The sequence below is a fragment of the Bacillus cereus genome, assembly GCF_002561295.1.
Taxonomy (GTDB): domain Bacteria; phylum Bacillota; class Bacilli; order Bacillales; family Bacillaceae_G; genus Bacillus_A; species Bacillus_A cereus_S.
In genome coordinates, this window is sequence record NZ_NTUG01000015.1 from 63,638 (window position 1) to 83,912 (window position 20,275).

Sequence of the window (20,275 nt, forward strand, 5' to 3'; positions counted from 1 at the left end):
ATGAGGAGCACTAATCAAAAACGTGCCATCATATTTTATATTTTACTTTTTCTTTTACTTATTATCGGGGCATTTGGCAGCTTTTTAATCGGCGCTACAAATATACAAATGCACGATTTATGGGCACCAAAAGATCATAAAACATATTTAATAATCCGAGATATTCGTATGCCTCGCCTTATTGTTACCTTTCTTGTTGGTAGCGCCTTAGCCGTATCTGGTGCGATTATGCAAGCAATCACTCGTAACGCTCTTGCTTCACCACAAGTTTTTGGAGTAAATGCAGGTGCTTCCCTTGCGGTCGTTACAATCATGGTACTATTCCCTTCCGTTTCAAGCACTGGGATGGTTATAGCTGCGTTTATCGGTGCAGCATTAGGCGGTTGTATCGTCTATATGTTAGCAAATATAAAAGAAATGTCACCCGTACGTCTCGCACTAGCCGGAATGGTCATTCATTTAATTTTATCTTCATTTACACAAACACTGATTCTAATAGATGAAAATTCTACAGATAGTATCATTTATTGGATGGCTGGTGGTGTAGATGGAGCTCGCTGGATTAAAGTACAAATGGCTTGGCCTTGGTATATCCTTGGTTTAATCCTTGCTATTTGGCTATCCAAATCTTTAACTCTATTAAATATGGGGCAAGAAGTAGCAAAAGGACTTGGGACCAATGTAAAAAGAACACAAATTCTAGCTGCAATTAGCGTTGTACTACTATCAGGCGCTTCTGTAGCAATTGCTGGTCCTATTGGATTTATTGGATTAATGGGACCCCATATTGCGCGTTCACTTATCGGATCGTCTTACCAAAGACTCATTCCATTTACCGCTGTACTGGGCGGTGTACTATTAGTATATACCGATATTTTATCACGCTTTATCATGTACCCTTACGATACACCTGTCGGAATTGTAACAGCGATTATCGGTTCTCCATTCTTCTTATTTTTAGCGAAGAAAGGAGCGAGACTTGAGAAGCAATGAAAACAACAAACGTAAATCATAGAAAGAAACTATCCATTACTTTTACAGCTTTATTAGCTCTTTTGATTATTGCAAGCTTACTTAGTTTAGGGGCTGGAGCAATTTGGATTTCCCCTATCGACATCATTCAGTGTCTATTTACCGGAGAACCTACTTCAGTTAAAAACATTCTTATAACATTTCGCTTACCAAGGTACTTTATTGCTATTTTAGCGGGAATTGGTCTTTCTATTTCTGGGGCAATTTTGCAAGGAATTTTAAAAAACCCACTGGCATCTCCTGATGTTATCGGTGTATCTAAAGGTGCTGGACTAGGTGCTGCAATTGTTATTTTACTTTTACCAAGCGCACCGGTTTATGCTCTGCCTATCTTTGCATTTATTGGTGCTATGCTTGTTACAGTATGTTTATACCTTTTTGCACGAGGTAACAAGTTAAAAACTTCGACTTTAGCTCTTGTCGGAGTTGCCCTTTCAGCACTTTGTCAGGCAGGATTACAACTACTGATGGTGAAATTCCCAGTACAAATTAATACTGCACTCGCATGGTTAGCTGGGAGCCTTTGGGGACGACAATGGGATCACGTCTGTCAACTACTACCATGGATCGTCGTTCTCGTACCACTTATCATGTATTTCTCGCTTCGTATTGAAGTACTCTCATTAGGAGATGAACTTGCAACAGGTTTAGGAACAAATGTGGATCGTACAAGGATGCTTCTATTATTCTTATCCGCATTACTTGTCGCTGCTACTGTTACAACTGTCGGGACAATTGGTTTTGTTGGGTTAATCGCACCGCATATTGCAAGAAGGCTTGTTGGGGGAAAATATTACGTACTCCTTCCCGCCTCTGCTTTAATAGGAATCATTGTTTTACTACTTGCTGATACTTTAGGAAAAGGGCTCGTACCTCCTCTAGAAATTCCTGCTGGAGTCTTTACAGCACTTATTGGTGGGCCATACTTTATTTGGTTACTGGCCCGTTCAAAAAAATAATGGTAAAAGCCGCAATTCTCATTGCGGCTTTTTATATTTTCCCTATGCTTCTATATCTCGCTTCTCTTGAAATACTAACTGCTTTTCACTACGATTTGCCATAAAGATATAACATAACACTGCACCTACTTCACAAAGGGCAATCACAATCCCCATAGGCAGTGCAGTATTACTACCTCCAAGCCCCACTAAAGGTGCAACAAGTGCCCCAGAAATAAACTGTAACAATCCGAGTAAAGCCGAGGCTGTGCCCGCAGCTTGTTTTTGGTTTCTCATCGCGAGTGAAAAACCTGTTGTCGATACTACCCCAACACTCGATACAACAAGAAATAATGAGCATAAAACTCCAATTAGTCCGATTCCTAATACAATTGTAAGGAGTAAGGAAATGCCACCAAATGCAGCAATACCGATACCCGCTACAAACAATGTTTTCTCACTCACCTTCCCTGCTAAACGGCCGGTAATTTGGCTAGCAATAATAATACCAATACCATTAATAGCAAAGAATAAACTAAATGCTTGTGGCGTTGCTCCATATATATTTTGCAACACAAACGGCGACCCCGAAATATAAGCAAACATCGCCGCTGACACTAAACCTTGCGACAAAGCATATCCCATAAATAAACGGTCTTTTAATAGCTTTCCGTACGTTGACAACGTTCCTGCCAACCCACCTGTTTCCCTCTCTTCAAAAGGCAATGTCTCACGCAATACAAAAATAGCGGATACTAACATAAAAACGCTCATTACTCCAAGGACGATAAAGACTCCTCGCCATGATGTAAACTGTAATAATTGTCCGCCGATAATCGGTGCTAAAATCGGTGCTGCTCCATTTACTAACATAAGAAGTGAGAAAAACTTTGTCATCTCAGAACCTGTGTACATATCACGTACCATTGCACGAGATATCACAATCCCGGCTGAACCTGAAGCTCCTTGTAAGAAACGTAAGAGAACTAGACTCCAAATAGATGGTGCAGCTGCGCAAAGTAAAGAGGAGGCAACATAAATAATAAGAGCAATAATAAGTGGTTTGCGCCGCCCATAAATATCACTAATAGATCCAACAAATAGCTGTCCAACCGAAAGTCCGAGTAAACAAGCTGTTAAAGTAAGCTGGGCGAGAGAAGCATTCGTTTGTAAATCATCCGTTAGTTTTGGTAACGAAGGTAAATACATATCAATAGACAACGGTCCAATTGCTGTAAGTGTCCCTAATACAAGAATCATCCATAACCTGTTTGGTTTTACAGGCTTATATAAACCGTGATTAACTTCATTCACTTTCATCATTCATCCTTTCTAATACTAAAATTAAATTCGTAACAATTATAGTTACAACGTTAAATCTACGTCAAGTATAGCGTATTTTCCTGTATAACCAAATGAAAAAGGCGATAGAATATCTATCGCCTTATTTTTTCAAGTTACTATTTGCAAACTTAGATACAGAAGACATCGTTTCTCCTGTGTCTAAATATGTGATTTGAATTGGATCTCCAACTTCTGTAAACATAGCATACGGAAAGTCTTTTGCTGAAATCATAAATACCTTTTGCTCATTTTCTAGCAGTAGAAATACCATTGTATTTTCACCTGATTTTTCTTTGTAAACACGTTGTACTATGCCTTCTTTTTGTGCTTCTTTTCCACTAGAAGTTGGACGGAATGAATCGCCACTTCCAGTTAATACACTCTTATATTTTTCAAGCGCTTCTTTTTGCGTTGAACCTGTCGCAAAAACTTTGGCATTCGAAGCATAAATAACAGTATGAGCACGTACTAAGCCTCCGTCATCAATAACAGGTACAATCCAAGAAGGTTTGCCATATACATTATAAATTACAGGCATTGTTCCATGCCATTTCTCTCTTTTAAAGGAATTATCCACCACTTCTGTAGCGGCTGAACCATCCATGATTCCTTTTACTTCTTTTCCATTGTAGTAATACAGCTTCCCTGTACGTGCATCTACTAAGGAATAACCTAATGCGGAATCAACACCTTCTTTTGGAGAAGTAAAGTCTGTAAAGTAATACAGTTTGCCATCCTTCCCGAAGATTGGTGTAACCCCTTCCTTCGTCCCCCATTCAGTCGGAATCTTCACATCACTTTGGGAAAATTTCGTGTTCCAAAAACCATGTATGAACTTACCAAAATACGTATTTAATGTTGACGCTGTTTCATGATTTAAGACACCATCAATAAACTTAGGTGCTTGCCCTTTATCATATTTTTTCACATCACCTGTTTGCGCGTCTACAACTACAACACCTTGTACTTCAAATCCAGATCGCCCTGAAATAAATTCACCATATGTCATTGTATAATATGGTTTGCCTTGATCATCTACTTCAAACTTCGGTTTCCCCTTAAAGATAAGATTTGGCTCCGCTTTTCGAACAACACGTTCCAATTTATTACCGAAAAACATACTTGGTACGTATTTCATTTTATAACCAAGATGTAATTTTGCCTCCGCATCAGGATTTGTGCCTGACATCGTTACATAACCTGGAATTGTTTCTGCCTTACGCGCCTTAAAGAATCCAGAAACTTCAATTGGAGCTACATATAATGCTTCTCCATTCACCATTTGTGGCGTAAGCTCTCCTAATTCAAAATATGCTACTTTTGGAATATCTCCAAATACCTTTTTCATCTTATTTTCTGCCGTTTTTGGAGGAACAGTAAACGGTTGATCATTTTCCGTAAATGGCTCTGAAATATCTTTTTCTACTTTCACAACTGAATCATATTTTTTTTGAGAGATTACGATATCATGCAAGTAACCAAAATAGCCGTAAGATACTAGTAAAATAAGCATCACTACCGCCTTCAGTTTAACTTCTAATCTCCCTCTCTTTCCTTGAGAAACAAGGACCACCCCAATTAATAACGCAATTACAACTGAATAATGCGTAATAATCGAATCCACGCGGTCATCAATTAACCAAAGATATTCATAGATTGCAATACCAATCCAAAATAGAATCGGAATAAATAAAATCGGTGCTGTTTTTCTCTTTATAACTTTCTCAGATCCTTCTTTATCCACCGTACGAAGTGCCTTACCGCCCCTTGTCCATGGAATCAAAAACAACGTGAGAATGGCTAAAACTATAAATTTAATCAAAGGCAATGTCTCCTTTTATTATGTCTTCCCTTTTAGTATACCAAATAAGGGGTAATGAGGTAAAAATAGGAATACAAAATACCTTTATGATAAAATTGGAAATAAGTATTTCAGAAGAAGGGGGTAATCATGGAATCACCAGCAGCAATAAACGAAGAACTTATAAAAAAACCATCTATATTCAGTATCATTACCTCACCCGCACTACAATTTCAAAGAATGCGTACTCACAAACCAATTATAGTACCATTATTCATAATTCTACTTTTAACAATTATTACAAGTGCTCTTTTCTCATATGTCACACTCAATAATCCTGCAATAAAACAAATGAATAGTAATTCTGCTTTTCAAATCTCTACTGATATTACTTTCTTAACTACTTTCGGCTTTGCAGCATTTAGCGGCATTATATCCATATTTTGCGCTCCTATCTTCTATAAAAACATCATAATCTTTTTTGGAGTCGATACAACCTACAAAGAATTACTTTGCGTTACACTCTATTCTGTGTTCATTATGAAACTCGGCATGCTATTGAATGGAACGATTGCTGTTTTACTAGGAGATTATCAAATTTCCTATACGAGTTTAGCCCCCTTACTCACCGATAATCCCATCTTACATGCAATGGCGCAAAGAATAGATATATTTGCGATTTGGTACTATATCGTCTTAGGTATTGGGTTATATGTTTTAACGGGATTACATAAAAAGAAAATTATGATACTGGTGATTGTGTTATTTGTAATTACTACTGCTTTAATGAGCATAGGTGGGATTATGCAGGAAATTATGAAGCCAACAATGTAAAAAAATGCCCTATACAAAGGGCATTTCTTCATTTTTACGTATAAACATATCCACTAAAATATTTAAATTCTCGAAGCTATTAAAAATAATACTATGAAATCATGCCACCATTATAACTACAGCCTTTCGTTTTTCAAGTTACACTTTCTTCAATTTTTTTAATACAAAATTTGTATATGCCATTAACCAGAACATTTATCTATGTTTGTATTGTACCTACTTTTTAAGGGAAGCATATCACAGTATAAAAAAAGAGATGCCTTCTATTTAAGACACCTCCGCTAAATTCATCACTTCATATATATAAACTATTTTTTTATTTTAATTCTGGCAGTTTAATTGGATCGAATTTCTCATAAGAAGTAATTTTCCCGCCTATAATTGCTTTCATTTCTTCTTTATTTGCACTCACCTTCATATCTACTTTAAAGGCTTCAAATTTAAAATCTTTTGTAATTATATATTCCACATTTAACGAGTCTAGATTTAACCCTTCGAATACATTTTTCATGTTCCCGTTCATTTTTTGTAAAGCATCTATCGCTTCTTTTCCTTTTAAGCTAAGTGTAAGCTTGTACTTATCTCCATCTTTATCTGCTTTCATTTTATTTGCTATCGGTGCCGGCAGATCGGCATCCTCCAATATATTTTTCGTCACCTGCAAATCACCTGTGTTTAATTGTTCATTAGGAATCGTCATAAGCTCTCCTGTATTAGGATTTTTCACCTGACCGACAATCTTCCCATCAACTTCAAACACTATGATTTCTGTCCCCGAGACATTCATCTCACTTCGGGAACTCTTTGCCTTTGGTTGCATCTGTATTTTCATTTTCATATCTTCTGACTTATTTGTCCCCTTCATAGCCATATCATATGCCATTGTTACATATTCTTCTTTTTTAAACTCCTCAGTCGCTTTCTTAAAAATATCCTTTGCTACTAACTCTTTTTCTTTTTGCACTGATTCTGTTTTGGACTCACTGTTCTTTGTAGTCTTTTCACTACTACATCCTCCTGCTACCCCAATCATAAGTACTAAACCAGAAACTGCGATAATTTTTTTCATTAGTCGCTCTCCCCCATTTCTAGTAATATCCCTTATTTATATATTAAATCGTGCACATTGCCAATAGTTTTTTGAATTTTATAGAATTTTTCCCAATTAATAGAATCTCTTGTCATACATCTTTCTTTTTGGCAGACCTGAATTACAACTCAATTAATGGAACTAACTAGAAAAAGATGGTTTTTTTTTCTATAATGTAATATAACGGCGATAGGGGGGATACAATTCATTATTTAATTTGGTAGGTGAAAAGTTTAGTAGAGAACAATAGGGGGAAAAGAAATGTCAAACAAAGTAATTTCTTTATTTTCTATCATGACGGTTGTAGTCTTTATGATGACTGGTTGCGGTCAAAGTGAGACAACAAATAAAGACCAAAAAGAGACCGTAACAAAAGAAAATAAGGAAGAAAAAAAAGATACGGCAAAAACAGATACTGAAAAAGAAAACAAAGAAGAAAAAAAGGATACAACAAAAACAGATACTGAAAAAGAGGCAAAAGATAAAAATACAACAGCTAATTCAAATGATTATTCAAAGCTTATCTCATATATGGAGAAAGAAACACAAGGTAAGACGAAAGTCCTTTATGAAAATAAGGAACCACAAGTACATAAATTACAAGAGGTTTCCGTATCGCTCGATAACTATACATTAGTTGAATTAAATGATTTTCATACCGATTTTAACATTCCGTTTAACAATCAAACAAACGGTGGGGTCATTCTTGCACACTATACTGTAAAGAATGATTCAAATAAAGATGTGTATTATATGCCAACTTTAGACATGACATTTACAGGCGCTCAGAAAGTTTACAGTAACTATAGAGATTTAATTCCAAAAGAGGATCAATTACCTACAAAATTATCTCCAAGCAATGATTATTTAGTAAAAGCCGGAGAAAGCATTTCTGGTTATATTGCATATCCATTTGGTAAAGATGATTTAGCAAAGATTTTAGGGCTATCGACAGTATCAGTCAAAGTTCCTGAAGCGCAAGCGAATAAAGGAAAATATGACACCCCAATTGGAAGTGCAGGAAATTTCGCATTAAGTTTGAATAAACAAGGTGATCAAAAAGTTTCGGCAGATAAAGCTTTTTATCAAGATAAAGCAACGACTGATAACATGGGCGAGAAGCAAATGCTAAACGAGAAATCAAACATAAATAAAAGTGAACAATTAGGTGCTACCAACGTTACATTAGATGGATACCAATTCACTAAATTCACACCAAATTCCGTTGAAGCTCCTCGGTTTGAAAATTTCAAAAATGGTGTTGTTTTATTAACAGTCAAATTTAAACTCGATAATAAAGAGGCTGAAGATATCGCGTTGTCTCCTATAAGCTCTACACTAAGAGTGAATGATGGCGCACAATACACAATCAGCGAAGGCATGTTACTGAATTACAAATATAACGATGTAATCAAAACCGGAACATCTGGAGAGCTATTACAGGTTTACACGTTGGATCAAGAACAATATGAAAAAATTTGGAAAGACAAAAGCTTCGAAATCGAATTAGGTCCTATGAGAAATAAAGAGGCGAAAGATATTTCAAAAGGACACAAAGTGAAATTTACATTAACTAAATAAAATAAAGTTAAAAGAAGCTAGGATGAGGTTTTTCCTCACCCTAGCTTCTTTTCATGAGAACACTATACAACAGCTTGAACGGATTTCCACTTCATCTCATGACTGAAGTACCTATTTCTTATATCTACTTTGCCTTCTAGGCCTAATTAATCTTTTATAAGAAGAAAACGTGGCAAATATGTAATTTTCCATATCCGAGCCACGCTTTTATCCTATTGCAGTTTTTACACGAGTCGTTTCCGTACCCCTATAAAAGTACAGGGAACTTACTGACATGATATTGCTATACAATTATAAGTCAATGTAGTTGCTAGCGTATTATACAGTGGCAACCATTATAAAACCCTAAAATCTTTCATACTTTCTCCAAGAATATAGTGGGAAAACCACATCAAGTTTTGCTTCATAATAGCCATATTAATTCCTGGATGATCAGAACTATATGCCATTCCTTTAAATATAATTAATTCTGTATCAACTTCCATATCCCTTAATCCTTGATATAGCTCATATGCATTTGGAGTTGGAATTCTTGCATCCTTTTCGCCATGTTGGATTAAAGTGGGCGTACAGGCTGATTTAATATATGTCATTGGTGATGTTTTCGTATATATCTCTGGATCATTCCATGGATTATTTCCTAAATACATCCTAATGAAGTAAGGTATATCTGTATTTACATAATGGGTACTCCAATTCGTAATTCCACCTCCAACTGAAATAGCTTTAAATCTACTACTAAATGTAGAACAGAAAGCTGATATATATCCCCCGTTGCTCCACCCCATAACCCCTACTCTATCTTTATCTGCCATCCCTTTATCAACCAGTTTATCCACTCCAGATATAACATCATCGTAGTCAGCAAGTCCCAGTTTTCTATAATTTGCTTTTAAGAATTCATTACCATAACCAGAACTTCCCCTGTAATTTGGTTCTAAAACTATAAATCCTTTTTCGATAAACTGTTCAATAGGATATTTCTCATTAAAACAGTATGAAAATATTGGAAAGGATGCCCAAGCCGGACCACCATGGATTACCACTAATAAAGGATATTTTTTATTTGCGTCAAACTCTACCGGGGTTGATAAAACACCCTCTATTTCAAGACCATCACTACTTTTCCATGAGATTATTTCCCTGTTACCTTTAAGCCTTCCTTTGAAAAAGCTATTTTCATTCGTTATTTTTTTATCGTCCAAATAGATTTCAAAGGTTTCATTTGTAATAGCCTTACTATAAGATATATGATTTCCATCCCTTGTTATAGAAGCATCCATTATAAAGCTATCTGCTTTTTCGCTTAACCTTTCCACAGTGCCATTCTCAGATAACAACCCAATAAGATAATTCGTTTTATTCTGCCATCTAATTAAAATTCCCTTAGCTGTCCACCGTAATGGAATAACCGTACTATCAAAATCTGTTAAAGGCTGAATTAGCTCTCCATTATTAATATCATATATCTCTAGTGTATTGTCTTGTATATGGGTCTTATAGTAATCCCTCTCCCTTATGCTTGCTGAATAACATATTTTGCTACCTTCAGGAGAAAAGCAAACACTCCCTCCCAACAACTTATCCCTATTCATCTTTTGTAGCTCTCCAGCTTTAATATCTAGTATGTATAGATCTCCATTCATATAATCTCCCATATTTGGGCTTGGTGTAGCCATAAATACAACCTTTTTCCCATCATTTGAAATATCAAATTCATGGATATGAAAATCCTTCCCATCCGTTAGTGGATAAACAACGCTATTTTCGTGTTCATATTTATCATTTTGTATCACTTTTTCTACTTCAATGTAATATAAACAATTATTCTGGTATTCCTTACCTATATGATGGAAATCCCCATATAGTTCCTTACGTTTCTTTATCGCCTCAGATTCTTTTGACTGTGCAACATAATAAAAACCCTTGCCAGTAGGCTCCCACTTGAATTTACTGACTCCTTCTTTCTCATCAGTAATTTGAACCCCACTATAACCATCTATTGACTTAACAAAGATCTGATTTTTTTTATTATCCCCGTCACCAACTGGGCTAAGGTATGCGATATTCTTAGAATCTGGAGACCATAATGGGTATGTACTATCTATATCCCCAGTTGCTAATGGGTAACTCCGCCCCTTATCTTTTTCATATATCCATACATGATTCCTATATTTATTGTCTTTCCAGTTAGCTGTCTTCTTGACAAATGCTACGTTTTTACCATTATCACTTATGTTTGTACCTGATAAGGTTGGTAATGAAATAACCTCTTCTATACTTAAATATGTTTTTTCGTTCATTTTCATTAATAAACCCCCTCGTAATGTCCAGTAATCTATCGTCCCGTCTTGTGATAATAAGAGAAATTATTCACGAATACCGAAATAACAACAGAAAATTCAGTTAAATAAGGATAGTTCTGTTCCAAATCCGATAAAGACCCCTGTTGTCTGCCGGCTTTTATATCTTTTAATCTTGTTGACCGATCTAATGAGGAAACACCTTGAATTTTAAGCCAAGGCTGATAATCTTCCCCACTGCCAAACCACTTATCGATTTTAGATGTTCTTTTTCTTTTCGACACAAAAACACCCCTTTAGATAACCATATCCAAAGGGGCAAAGCTTCGCAACTTTTTTTAAAACGTCGCGACTTTATTTCAAATCTACACAAAGATTATAAATTGCTTAATTTCCTACTCAACCGTAACAGACTTAGCTAAGTTACGAGGCTTATCAACATCACACTCGCGGTGAAGCGCTGCGTAGTATGAGATAAGTTGTAATGGAATAACTGCTACAAGCGGTGCTAATGCTTCGTGTACAGCTGGTAATACGAAGCTATCGCCTTCCATTTCTAAACCTTTCATTGAGATGATACATGGGTTTGCTCCGCGTGCTACTACTTCTTTCACGTTGCCGCGAATTCCAAGGTTTACGTGCTCTTGTGTAGCAAGTGCGATAACTGGTGTACCTTGTTCAATTAACGCGATTGTACCGTGTTTTAATTCTCCACCAGCAAATCCTTCTGCTTGGATGTAAGAGATTTCTTTTAACTTTAGCGCTCCTTCTAAGCCTACGAAGAAGTCTACGCTACGTCCGATGAAGAAACAGTTGCGAGTTGTTGCTAAAAATTGTTTTGCTAGTGCATCCATTTCTTCTTTTTGATCACAAAGTACTACCATTGCATTTGCTATAAGTCCTAGTTCATATGTTAAATCAAAATCAAGAACTTCACCTTTCGCTTTAGCAATATCCGCTGCTAAAATTGAAAGTACTGCAAGCTGTGCTGTGTAAGCTTTCGTTGATGCAACTGCGATTTCTGGTCCCGCATATAACGGAAGTGTATAATCTGCTTCACGAGAAAGTGTAGAACCAGGTACGTTTGTAATTGTTAATGCTTTATGACCCATTTCGTTTGTTTGTACAAGTACTGCACGGCTATCTGCTGTTTCACCACTTTGCGAAATGTAAATGAAGAATGGTCTTTCTGTTAATAATGGCATGTTGTAAGAGAATTCGCTTGCTACGTGTACTTCAACTGGCATTTTTGCAAACTTCTCGATAAATTGCTTTCCAACAAGACCCGCATGATAACTCGTTCCACATGCAATGATGTAAATACGATCGCTATCTAAAATCGCATTGCGGATGTCTTGATCTAATTCAATTTCGCCATTTTCATCTTGATACTTTTGAATAATATTACGGATTACAAGTGGTTGCTCATCGATTTCTTTAAGCATGAAATGAGGGTATGTTCCTTTTTCAATATCACTTGCGTCTAATTCCGCTGTAAACGGTGCACGTTCAATCGTTTCACCTTGTAAGTTTTTAATTGTAATGCTTTCTTTTGTTACGATTACAATTTCTTTATCCATTAACTCGATAAACTGATCTGTAACTTGTAACATCGCCATAGCATCGCTCGCCACAACATTAAAGTTGTCACCAACACCTACTAATAGCGGGCTTTTGTTTTTAGCAACATAAATCATGTTTGGATTTTCAGCATCAAGTAATCCGATTGCATAAGAACCATGTAAAAGAGACAGCGTATTACGGAACGCTTCTTCTACACTTAATCCAGTGCTCACTTGTTGTTCCATAAGTTGTACGATAACCTCTGTATCTGTTTCACTTACGAACGTTACATCTTGTAAATATTCCTTTTTCACTAATTCATAGTTTTCAATTACACCGTTATGAACTAATGTAAAACGTTTTGATGTACTTTGATGCGGATGCGCGTTTACTTTGCTTGGAACACCATGTGTAGCCCAGCGTGTGTGACCGATTCCTACGCTTGCTGCTACGTTCTCGTCTACGATTTCACGAAGTTTTGCAATACGGCCTTTTTCTTTGTATACAACAACGCCGTTCTCTGCTTGTACTGCAATACCCGCTGAATCATATCCACGGTACTCTAGCTTTTCTAAACCTTTTAATAAAATTTCCTTTGCATCTTGATCTCCAATAAATCCTACGATTCCACACATGTTTAGTCGCCGTTACAAATACTTACATTGCTCTGCGAACATGTAACGACATAGTCCGATCCCATTATTTATATATAAAAAACGGATTACATATTGCTAGCCCTGTAAGTCTGTAACGGCTTTCACCTTCCTCTCGATTGGGTTTAAGTCCGTATATACTTATACAGTTATACAGCTAGTATTGATCCGTTCCTTTTCTCTCATCAAACCTTTACCTTTGTCCACCGAGTCACCTCTGTGATTTAAGTAAAAGCTTTCGGTTGTGATGAACAACCGGGAGTCATCCGCCGAAATCTCGATAAAACTCCTCCTCGTCAACTACACAACTTGTAGTTCTGGCGCTTTCATAATTCATATATTTACTTTGAGAAAAAGAACAAGACAATCTTATAACAAACAACATAAACCGTCAATGAAAATTTTTCATTGTCTATAAAACATATGAAAAAGGAGCACGCTTTGTGCTCCTTTTTTGTATAAAACCAACGAATTATTCAGCTCCAACTTCAGCTTTCACAACTTCTACAATACGATGTACATATCCATCACAAATCTCTTGTGTTGGTGCTTCTGCCATTACACGAATAAGTGGTTCTGTTCCAGAAGGACGAACAAGAATACGTCCATCTCCGTTCATTTCTTCTTCTACCACACGGATGATTTCTTTAATTTTTTCATTTTCTAATGCTAATTTTTTATCTGTTACACGAACGTTCACTAATAATTGCGGGAACTTTGTCATTTCACTTGCAAGCTCAGACAATGGTTTTTTCGTCATTTTCATAATATTTACAAGCTGAAGTGCACTTAACATTCCATCTCCAGTTGTAATGTAATCAAGTAAGATAATATGACCAGATTGTTCACCACCAAGGTTATAACCGCCGCGTTTCATCTCTTCCATTACGTAGCGATCACCAACTGCTGTTTTATCACTTGTAATACCGTTTGCTTCAAGCGCTTTATAGAAACCTAAGTTACTCATAACTGTTGAAACAACTGTGTTATGTTTTAATTGACCAGTTTGCTTCATATACTTCGCACAAATATACATGATTTGATCGCCATCAACGATGTTGCCTTTTTCATCTACTGCAATTAGACGGTCTCCATCGCCATCGAATGCAAGTCCAATATCTGCACCTTTTTCTTTTACTAGTTCTGCTAGAACTTCTGGATGTGTAGAACCCACACCATCATTAATATTCATGCCGTTTGGTGAAGTTCCCATTGTAGAAATATCAGCTTCTAAATCTGCAAATAAATATGGTGCTAAAGAAGATGTTGCCCCATGTGCACAGTCTAACGCAATATGTAAACCAGAGAAGTCTTCTTCTACAGTTTGTTTAATGTATTGTAAGTACTTTTGTCCACCTTCGAAGTAATCATTCACCTGTCCAAGTGCCGTTCCTGTTGGACGTGGTAATTCATCTACTGCTTTATCTAATAAAGCTTCAATTTCTGCTTCTTGCTCATCAGTTAATTTAAATCCATCTGAACCGAAGAATTTAATTCCGTTATCTTGTACTGGATTATGAGATGCTGAAATCATAACGCCTGCTTGTGCATCTAATGCTTTTGTTAAGTATGCAACTCCTGGAGTTGAAATAACGCCAAGGCGCATAACTTCTGCTCCTGTTGATAATAGGCCTGCTACTAAAGCACCTTCTAACATATGACCAGATACACGTGTGTCACGACCAATAATAACCTTTGGACGATCTGTATCTTTTGTTAATACATAACCTCCAAAACGTCCAATTTTAAACGCTAATTCAGGCGTTAACTCCTCATTTGCAACACCGCGCACACCATCTGTACCAAAATATTTACCCATTACTATTCGCTCCTTTTTCTTGCTCATTCTGTTTTTGAGTTTCCTCTTGTTTTCCTACTGCATTCTCTTGTTCTGTATCTTGATTCTGCTCTTCTTTTGGTTGCTCTGTTTCATTCTCTGGCTCTGGTTCCTCTGGTTTACCTTGCACTTCTTGATCGTTTTTTTCTTTCTTTACAAGGGTGACCTTTGCACTTTTTTGTTTTGCTTCTATCAAAATATTGTTAGGTCCACTAACCTGAATGGAAATATCATGAGTCCCAGAAGACACGTTTTGTAGATTAATCGACGCTGTTATTTGTTCTGCTGTTATTTTATCTACTATACTTGCTTCTCCTGAAATATCAACGCTTATCTTCCCACTTTGGGGAGAAAGTAACTGTAAAGTGAATTCATCTGACAATCCATTTTCCTGTATAGAAATGCCATCAATTGTCTTATGCTTTGTTTTTTTCTGTTCTTGCACTTCGACAGAAACCTTTACTTGACTAGGACTTACACTTGTTACACCTTTCGGTAATAAAACAGAGGCATCGAATGTTGTAGAACCTGTAATTTTACTAAGGTCTACTTCGACGCCCTCCAAGGACTTTATATTGTCCAAAACATCTTTTGGACCTGATATTGTCACTTCTTTTGGTTCGATACCGATATTTGTAACAGCTAAACCTTCTGCTATACTTCCTTTTTCCACATAAGTTAGTGGGACGGTTTTTTCAATATTATTTGTCGCAGTTTGATTTGAAATTGGAATCGTCACATTGACTTTAGATGGTGTTGTTTGTAAATCTAACTTCTGTCCATCTTTATCATAAATTACAATTTCAGCTGTTTTTGTTACTGTTTTTGTTATTCCCTTCAAATCAATATACGCCCTAACAAAAGCAACTTTTTCTAGTTCCTCTTCTGTACCAATAACCTCAACAGTTCCTGGTTTAATAGTTGGCGGTTCAATCAAACTACCTCCTGGTATTTGATTCTCATTCGAATATTTCACTTCCACAGGAAACGATTTCTTCGCCTTATTTTGGATTGTAACTTTAACTGTCTCTGGTTGAACTGTTACTTTTAAATTGCTTTCCATCCCGGTATATTTTAAAGGAACATCATATGTTCCAGTAGAATATCCTCGTAAATCTACAGATACACCAAATTCGCGTTGTGATTTTGCCGCAGTAATTACGTTTTTAGATCCTTCTAATTTTACTTTTACATACTTTGGAATTCCATTTACAATATATTTATCTTCATCGTAGTTTACTGCTACCACAATGTTAGATACTGTTTCTGTTATATCACCCGTTGGAAAAGGTGACGTATTTTTATTTCCTACTGTACTTTTGTCTGACAAATTCGTTGACATGTAAAGCATGAACGCCAATAGTAATGAAATTCCTTTTAAAAACCAGTGGTTCTCCATTAGCTTATCCATGACGCTTTCTCCTCCAATTCCAATTCCATAAAGATGAAGAAGTCGGTTTCACATTCCCACTGAATTCTGCTAAAAGCATTTCTTTCAACTGTTCGACTTTCAAGTCACGATGTAACTCTCCATTTTTAGTTAAAGAAATTTGGCCTGTTTCTTCCGATACCACTACTGTAATACTATCAGTTACTTCACTAACTCCCATTGCAGCTCGATGACGTGTACCTAATTCTTTCGAGATGAATGGACTTTCCGATAATGGTAAATAACAAGCCGCTGCTTTAATCGTATTTCCCTGCATAATAACAGCTCCATCATGAAGCGGTGTATTTGGAATAAAGATATTAATAAGAAGTTCTGATGAGACATTCGCATTTAAAGGAATCCCAGTTTCTACATAATCTCCCATCCCAGTTTCCCTCGATAAGGTAATAAGCGCGCCAATACGCCTTTTCCCCATATATTCTGTTGCCTTTGCTACAGCACTTGCTACCATTTCATGTTCTTCTTCTTCCTGGCCAATTCCACGGGAGAACAAGCTTCCTCTTCCTAATTGTTCAAGCGCTCTTCTAAGCTCTGGTTGGAAAATAATTATTATCGCTAAGAATCCCCACGTCAAAGCTTGATCTGTGAGCCACTGCAATGTATGTAGCTCAAATAAATAACTCAATATACGAACAATAATAATAACTGTAATCCCTTTCAAAAGTTGAACAGCTTTTGTACCTCGGATTACAAGAATTAGCTTATATATAACAAACCACACAACGGCGATATCTAATATCGTACTGAGATATTTCAAAAAGTTCATATCTCCAAAAGGCATGCTAACCCTTCCTCCTACTTATGAGCATTTTTATCTATATACTGAAATATTATTATTTTGCTCTATCTGTATGTATTTACAACAACTAGTTAATTATACCATACATGAAAGAAACGACAATTACAAACGACGTTCCCTCCTTGGTGGAAATTGGTAAGATGTCGAACTTTATTTTGCAGAGCAGTATAATATAACTCATTATTATACTCTCATTTTAAAATAAGAAAAGCAGCTTTTCAGCTGCTTTTCTTACATTTATTTTAGTTTTTCACCGAATAAAGAACCCATTAAAGCTACCGCTGTTGTTGCTGTTTTGTTTTTCTCATCTAAAATTGTGTTTACTTCAACAAATTCAGCAGATGTAATAATATCAGCCTCCGCTAACATTTCCATTGCTAAATGACTTTCACGGTATGATAATCCACCAATTACAGGCGTTCCTACTCCTGGCGCATCATGTGGATCTAGTCCATCTAAGTCGAGTGATAAATGAACGCCATCTGTATGTGACAAGTATGCAATTGTTTCTTCCATAACAGCTGTCATACCCATACGATCAATTTCATGCATTGTAAATACTTTAATTCCTTCATTACGAATGAAGTCTTTTTCTCCTTCATCTAATGCACGTGCACCAATAATAACAACGTTTTCCTTTTTGATCTTAGGATACGCTTCATATAAATTAACGAGTGAAGGATGTCCATAACCTAAGCTTGCTGCAAGTGACATACCATGAATATTTCCAGATGGTGATGTTTCCTCAGTATTTAAATCACCGTGTGCATCATACCAAATAACCCCTAAATTTTTATAATGTTTTGCTACTCCTGCAAGTGTACCAATTGCAATACTATGGTCACCACCTAGTACAAGTGGGAAACGACCTTCTTCTATAATATGATCAACCTTACCTGCTAATTCATCACAAACTTTTGCAACTTGTGTAAGGTTTCTTAAATTTGTATTTTCAGCTACTTCTTTTTCTCTCTCGATACAAATGTCCCCAATATCGTCTACGTCATACCCGATATTTTGAATTCTTTCAATTACTCCCGCATAACGAATTGCACTTGGTCCCATATCAACCCCACGACGCATTTGTCCTAAGTCCATTGGAACTCCAACGATTGAAATTTCTTTCTTCATAGATAGTCTCCCCCTTTTATGCCTTCACTAAATATTTTAAATCTTTTATATACTCTGACTCAACTCAACATTTTTTTGTATGTATATACAAACTATTCACTCATATTTATGTGAAAATCTATGTTTTGAAGCTATTTCATGCATAAAGTGAATTATTTTCAAAAAATATATTAGAAAAGCATACATATAATTGAAAATAAAAAAACGTCCCTTTATATTAGAGACGTTTTTCCGATGCCATTTTCCATACAGATGCAATATTTCTTGCTGTCATTTCAATATTTTCCTTCGCTGCCATATAAGCCTCTTCTAACTTCATTGGACTTGATGTAGCACTAAACACAGCATCTATCCCTTCCTTATACACTAACATATGATTAGAAGTTACAGATCCTCCAATCGCTATGACAGGTATACGGAATCTCTTTGCACGCCTAGCAACACCAACTGGAGCTTTTCCATAAGCTGTTTGTTCATCTATCCTTCCTTCACCTGTAAGAACTATATCTGCGGCTCTTATATGTTCATCGAAATTTGTATAGTCTAATACAATTTCAATTCCTTTTCTTAATTCCCCTCGCAGTACAGCAACAACTGCAGCACCTAATCCACCTGCTGCTCCTGCACCTGAAATTTGTTCCACATCAATATGTAACTGATGTTTTAATACGTAGGCATAATGCTTTAAATTCTCATCTAACTCTACAATCATTTCGCTACTAGCACCTTTTTGCTTCGCAAATACAGCAGCTGCTCCTTTTTTTCCTGTTAACGGATTATCTACATCACACGCTGCTTCTATTTTTACATGTGCTAAACGAGGATCTAACGTCGATAAATCTAAAGAATCAATAGACTGTAAATTTCCACCGACGGGCTCCATTATTTGTCCGTTTTTCTTCAAAAACTTTACGCCTAAGGCCGAGAGCATTCCCGTACCTCCATCATTCGTAGCACTTCCTCCAAGCCCTAAAATGATGTGCTGTACACCTCTGTCTAACGCATCTAATATAAGCTCTCCCGTTCCTTTTGTTGTTGTGATGAGTGGGTTTCGCTCTTCAACTGAAACATGATGTAATCCAGATGCTGCCGCCATTTCAATAAATGCCGTTCTATTATCCTTCGAAATGCCGTAAAATGCCTCTACACGCTCTCCAAGTGGACCTGTTACATAAAGTGAAATAATCTTTCCACCAGTAGCATCAACAAGAGATTGGACCGTACCCTCTCCTCCATCTCCAATTGGAACATTTACATACTCAGCTTCGGGAAAGATTTTAGAAAATCCCTTTTCAATCGCTTTACATACCTCTATCGCCCGTAAACTTTCCTTATACGAATCACAAGCAATAACAATCTTCAACACAATCCCTCCATTCTCCCTATCCAAATACCCTTTAATTCAAATCCTATACTTCACTCTACCCCTCTATTGTAAACAAAATGAGTACAAGCCGTCTTCCTTGAATAAAACAAAAAAGCTTACATCAATCGATGTAAGCTTTCCTATAAATGATTATGGAGCCTAGCGGGATCGAACCGCTGACCTCCTGCGTGCAAGGCAGGCGCTCTCCCAGCTGAGCTAAGGCCCCAAAGTAACAAAGCGGAAGACGGGATTCGAACCCGCGACCCCAACCTTGGCAAGGTTGTATTCTACCACTGAACTACTTCCGCAAAAATGATGAGCCATGAAGGACTCGAACCTTCGACCCTCTGATTAAAAGTCAGATGCTCTACCAACTGAGCTAATGGCTCGTAAATGGCTGGGCTAGCTGGATTCGAACCAGCGCATGACGGAGTCAAAGTCCGTTGCCTTACCGCTTGGCTATAGCCCATTAATATTTACTAGTATGCTTGTCTTTTCAAAAAAATAAACCTTTATCAGGTTGTTTTTTTGAAAAATGGTGGAGGGGGGCAGA

15 protein-coding genes, 4 tRNA genes and 1 pseudogene are annotated in these 20,275 nt (G+C 36.7%); 4 read left to right on the forward strand and 16 right to left on the reverse strand.

The window, feature by feature from the left end; all coding sequences use genetic code 11:
* Complete coding sequence (locus tag CN373_RS12010) at positions 1 to 993, forward strand: FecCD family ABC transporter permease (protein WP_001257971.1); 993 nt, start codon at positions 1 to 3, stop codon at positions 991 to 993.
* Positions 990 to 1,991 (forward strand): FecCD family ABC transporter permease, encoded by a 1,002-nt coding sequence (locus CN373_RS12015; protein ID WP_000859019.1) that lies wholly within the window; start codon positions 990 to 992, stop codon positions 1,989 to 1,991. The genes CN373_RS12010 and CN373_RS12015 overlap by 4 nt, the downstream gene beginning before the upstream one ends.
* 42 nt (positions 1,992 to 2,033) lie before the next feature.
* On the opposite strand, the gene CN373_RS12020 is transcribed toward CN373_RS12015, so the two are convergent.
* On the reverse strand, positions 2,034 to 3,293 hold the full coding sequence (locus tag CN373_RS12020; RefSeq protein WP_002058870.1) for a multidrug effflux MFS transporter: 1,260 nt from the start codon (positions 3,291 to 3,293) through the stop codon (positions 2,034 to 2,036).
* Between the two features lie 121 nt (positions 3,294 to 3,414).
* The gene (locus tag CN373_RS12025; protein WP_098359445.1) at positions 3,415 to 5,133 is read right to left on the reverse strand and encodes a DUF3981 domain-containing protein; all 1,719 of its coding nucleotides are present in this window, start codon (positions 5,131 to 5,133) and stop codon (positions 3,415 to 3,417) included.
* Between the two features lie 132 nt (positions 5,134 to 5,265).
* Here CN373_RS12025 and CN373_RS12030 point away from each other — a divergent pair, with 132 nt between their 5' ends.
* On the forward strand, positions 5,266 to 5,949 hold the full coding sequence (locus CN373_RS12030) for a YIP1 family protein (protein ID WP_000445592.1): 684 nt from the start codon (positions 5,266 to 5,268) through the stop codon (positions 5,947 to 5,949).
* A gap of 316 nt (positions 5,950 to 6,265) precedes the next feature.
* Here CN373_RS12030 and CN373_RS12035 read toward each other — a convergent pair whose 3' ends face one another.
* Entirely contained in the window at positions 6,266 to 7,018 is a 753-nt protein-coding gene (locus CN373_RS12035; protein ID WP_000719912.1) for a DUF6612 family protein, read from the reverse strand.
* Positions 7,019 to 7,300: 282 nt separating this feature from the next.
* On the opposite strand from CN373_RS12035, the gene CN373_RS12040 reads away from it, so the two are divergent.
* Entirely contained in the window at positions 7,301 to 8,620 is a 1,320-nt protein-coding gene (locus tag CN373_RS12040) for a DUF5068 domain-containing protein (protein WP_098359440.1), read from the forward strand.
* Positions 8,621 to 8,955: 335 nt separating this feature from the next.
* On the opposite strand, the gene CN373_RS12045 is transcribed toward CN373_RS12040, so the two are convergent.
* From CN373_RS12045 to CN373_RS12105, 13 genes and pseudogenes are all read right to left on the reverse strand, one after another.
* On the reverse strand, positions 8,956 to 10,929 hold the full coding sequence (locus CN373_RS12045) for a S9 family peptidase (protein ID WP_000783357.1): 1,974 nt from the start codon (positions 10,927 to 10,929) through the stop codon (positions 8,956 to 8,958).
* 29 nt (positions 10,930 to 10,958) lie between these two features.
* On the reverse strand, positions 10,959 to 11,207 hold the full coding sequence (locus CN373_RS12050; RefSeq protein WP_033663906.1) for a hypothetical protein: 249 nt from the start codon (positions 11,205 to 11,207) through the stop codon (positions 10,959 to 10,961).
* 111 nt (positions 11,208 to 11,318) lie between these two features.
* Positions 11,319 to 13,121 carry a glutamine--fructose-6-phosphate transaminase (isomerizing) gene (glmS, locus tag CN373_RS12055; RefSeq protein WP_000334143.1) on the reverse strand — a complete coding sequence of 601 codons (1,803 nt, stop codon included), beginning with the start codon at positions 13,119 to 13,121 and terminating at the stop codon, positions 11,319 to 11,321.
* A gap of 12 nt (positions 13,122 to 13,133) precedes the next feature.
* Positions 13,134 to 13,325: pseudogene (locus CN373_RS25850) on the reverse strand (hypothetical protein).
* A gap of 286 nt (positions 13,326 to 13,611) precedes the next feature.
* Positions 13,612 to 14,958, reverse strand: a complete 1,347-nt coding sequence (glmM, locus tag CN373_RS12065) for a phosphoglucosamine mutase (protein ID WP_098359441.1) — start codon at positions 14,956 to 14,958, stop codon at positions 13,612 to 13,614.
* Positions 14,951 to 16,387 carry a CdaR family protein gene (locus tag CN373_RS12070; RefSeq protein ID WP_098359442.1) on the reverse strand — a complete coding sequence of 479 codons (1,437 nt, stop codon included), beginning with the start codon at positions 16,385 to 16,387 and terminating at the stop codon, positions 14,951 to 14,953. The genes glmM and CN373_RS12070 overlap by 8 nt, the downstream gene beginning before the upstream one ends.
* Complete coding sequence (cdaA, locus tag CN373_RS12075; RefSeq protein WP_001115802.1) at positions 16,380 to 17,207, reverse strand: diadenylate cyclase CdaA; 828 nt, start codon at positions 17,205 to 17,207, stop codon at positions 16,380 to 16,382. The genes CN373_RS12070 and cdaA overlap by 8 nt, the downstream gene beginning before the upstream one ends.
* 255 nt (positions 17,208 to 17,462) lie before the next feature.
* Complete coding sequence (gene rocF, locus CN373_RS12080; RefSeq protein ID WP_000711554.1) at positions 17,463 to 18,356, reverse strand: arginase; 894 nt, start codon at positions 18,354 to 18,356, stop codon at positions 17,463 to 17,465.
* 217 nt (positions 18,357 to 18,573) lie between these two features.
* Complete coding sequence (locus CN373_RS12085) at positions 18,574 to 19,719, reverse strand: glycerate kinase (RefSeq protein WP_098359443.1); 1,146 nt, start codon at positions 19,717 to 19,719, stop codon at positions 18,574 to 18,576.
* A gap of 156 nt (positions 19,720 to 19,875) precedes the next feature.
* Positions 19,876 to 19,948: transfer RNA gene (locus tag CN373_RS12090), tRNA-Ala, on the reverse strand.
* A 10-nt stretch (positions 19,949 to 19,958) separates the two neighbouring features.
* Positions 19,959 to 20,030 (reverse strand) — tRNA-Gly (locus tag CN373_RS12095).
* Positions 20,031 to 20,038: 8 nt separating this feature from the next.
* Positions 20,039 to 20,111, reverse strand: a tRNA-Lys gene (locus tag CN373_RS12100).
* Positions 20,112 to 20,116: 5 nt separating this feature from the next.
* A tRNA-Gln gene (locus CN373_RS12105) sits at positions 20,117 to 20,191 on the reverse strand.
* Between the last annotated feature and the right edge of the window lie 84 nt (positions 20,192 to 20,275).

Bases quoted from the DNA above. Each gene is read 5' to 3' on its own strand.
- CN373_RS12010 (WP_001257971.1), top strand. From the start codon at position 1: ATGAGGAGCACTAATCAAAAACGTGCCATCATATTTTATATTTTACTT.
- CN373_RS12015 (WP_000859019.1), top strand. From the start codon at position 990: ATGAAAACAACAAACGTAAATCATAGAAAGAAACTATCCATTACTTTT.
- CN373_RS12020 (WP_002058870.1), bottom strand. From the start codon at position 3,293: ATGATGAAAGTGAATGAAGTTAATCACGGTTTATATAAGCCTGTAAAA.
- CN373_RS12030 (WP_000445592.1), top strand. From the start codon at position 5,266: ATGGAATCACCAGCAGCAATAAACGAAGAACTTATAAAAAAACCATCT.
- CN373_RS12035 (WP_000719912.1), bottom strand. From the start codon at position 7,018: ATGAAAAAAATTATCGCAGTTTCTGGTTTAGTACTTATGATTGGGGTA.
- CN373_RS12040 (WP_098359440.1), top strand. From the start codon at position 7,301: ATGTCAAACAAAGTAATTTCTTTATTTTCTATCATGACGGTTGTAGTC.
- CN373_RS12045 (WP_000783357.1), bottom strand. From the start codon at position 10,929: ATGAAAATGAACGAAAAAACATATTTAAGTATAGAAGAGGTTATTTCA.
- glmS (WP_000334143.1), bottom strand. From the start codon at position 13,121: ATGTGTGGAATCGTAGGATTTATTGGAGATCAAGATGCAAAGGAAATT.
- glmM (WP_098359441.1), bottom strand. From the start codon at position 14,958: ATGGGTAAATATTTTGGTACAGATGGTGTGCGCGGTGTTGCAAATGAG.
- CN373_RS12070 (WP_098359442.1), bottom strand. From the start codon at position 16,387: ATGGATAAGCTAATGGAGAACCACTGGTTTTTAAAAGGAATTTCATTA.
- cdaA (WP_001115802.1), bottom strand. From the start codon at position 17,207: ATGCCTTTTGGAGATATGAACTTTTTGAAATATCTCAGTACGATATTA.
- rocF (WP_000711554.1), bottom strand. From the start codon at position 18,356: ATGAAGAAAGAAATTTCAATCGTTGGAGTTCCAATGGACTTAGGACAA.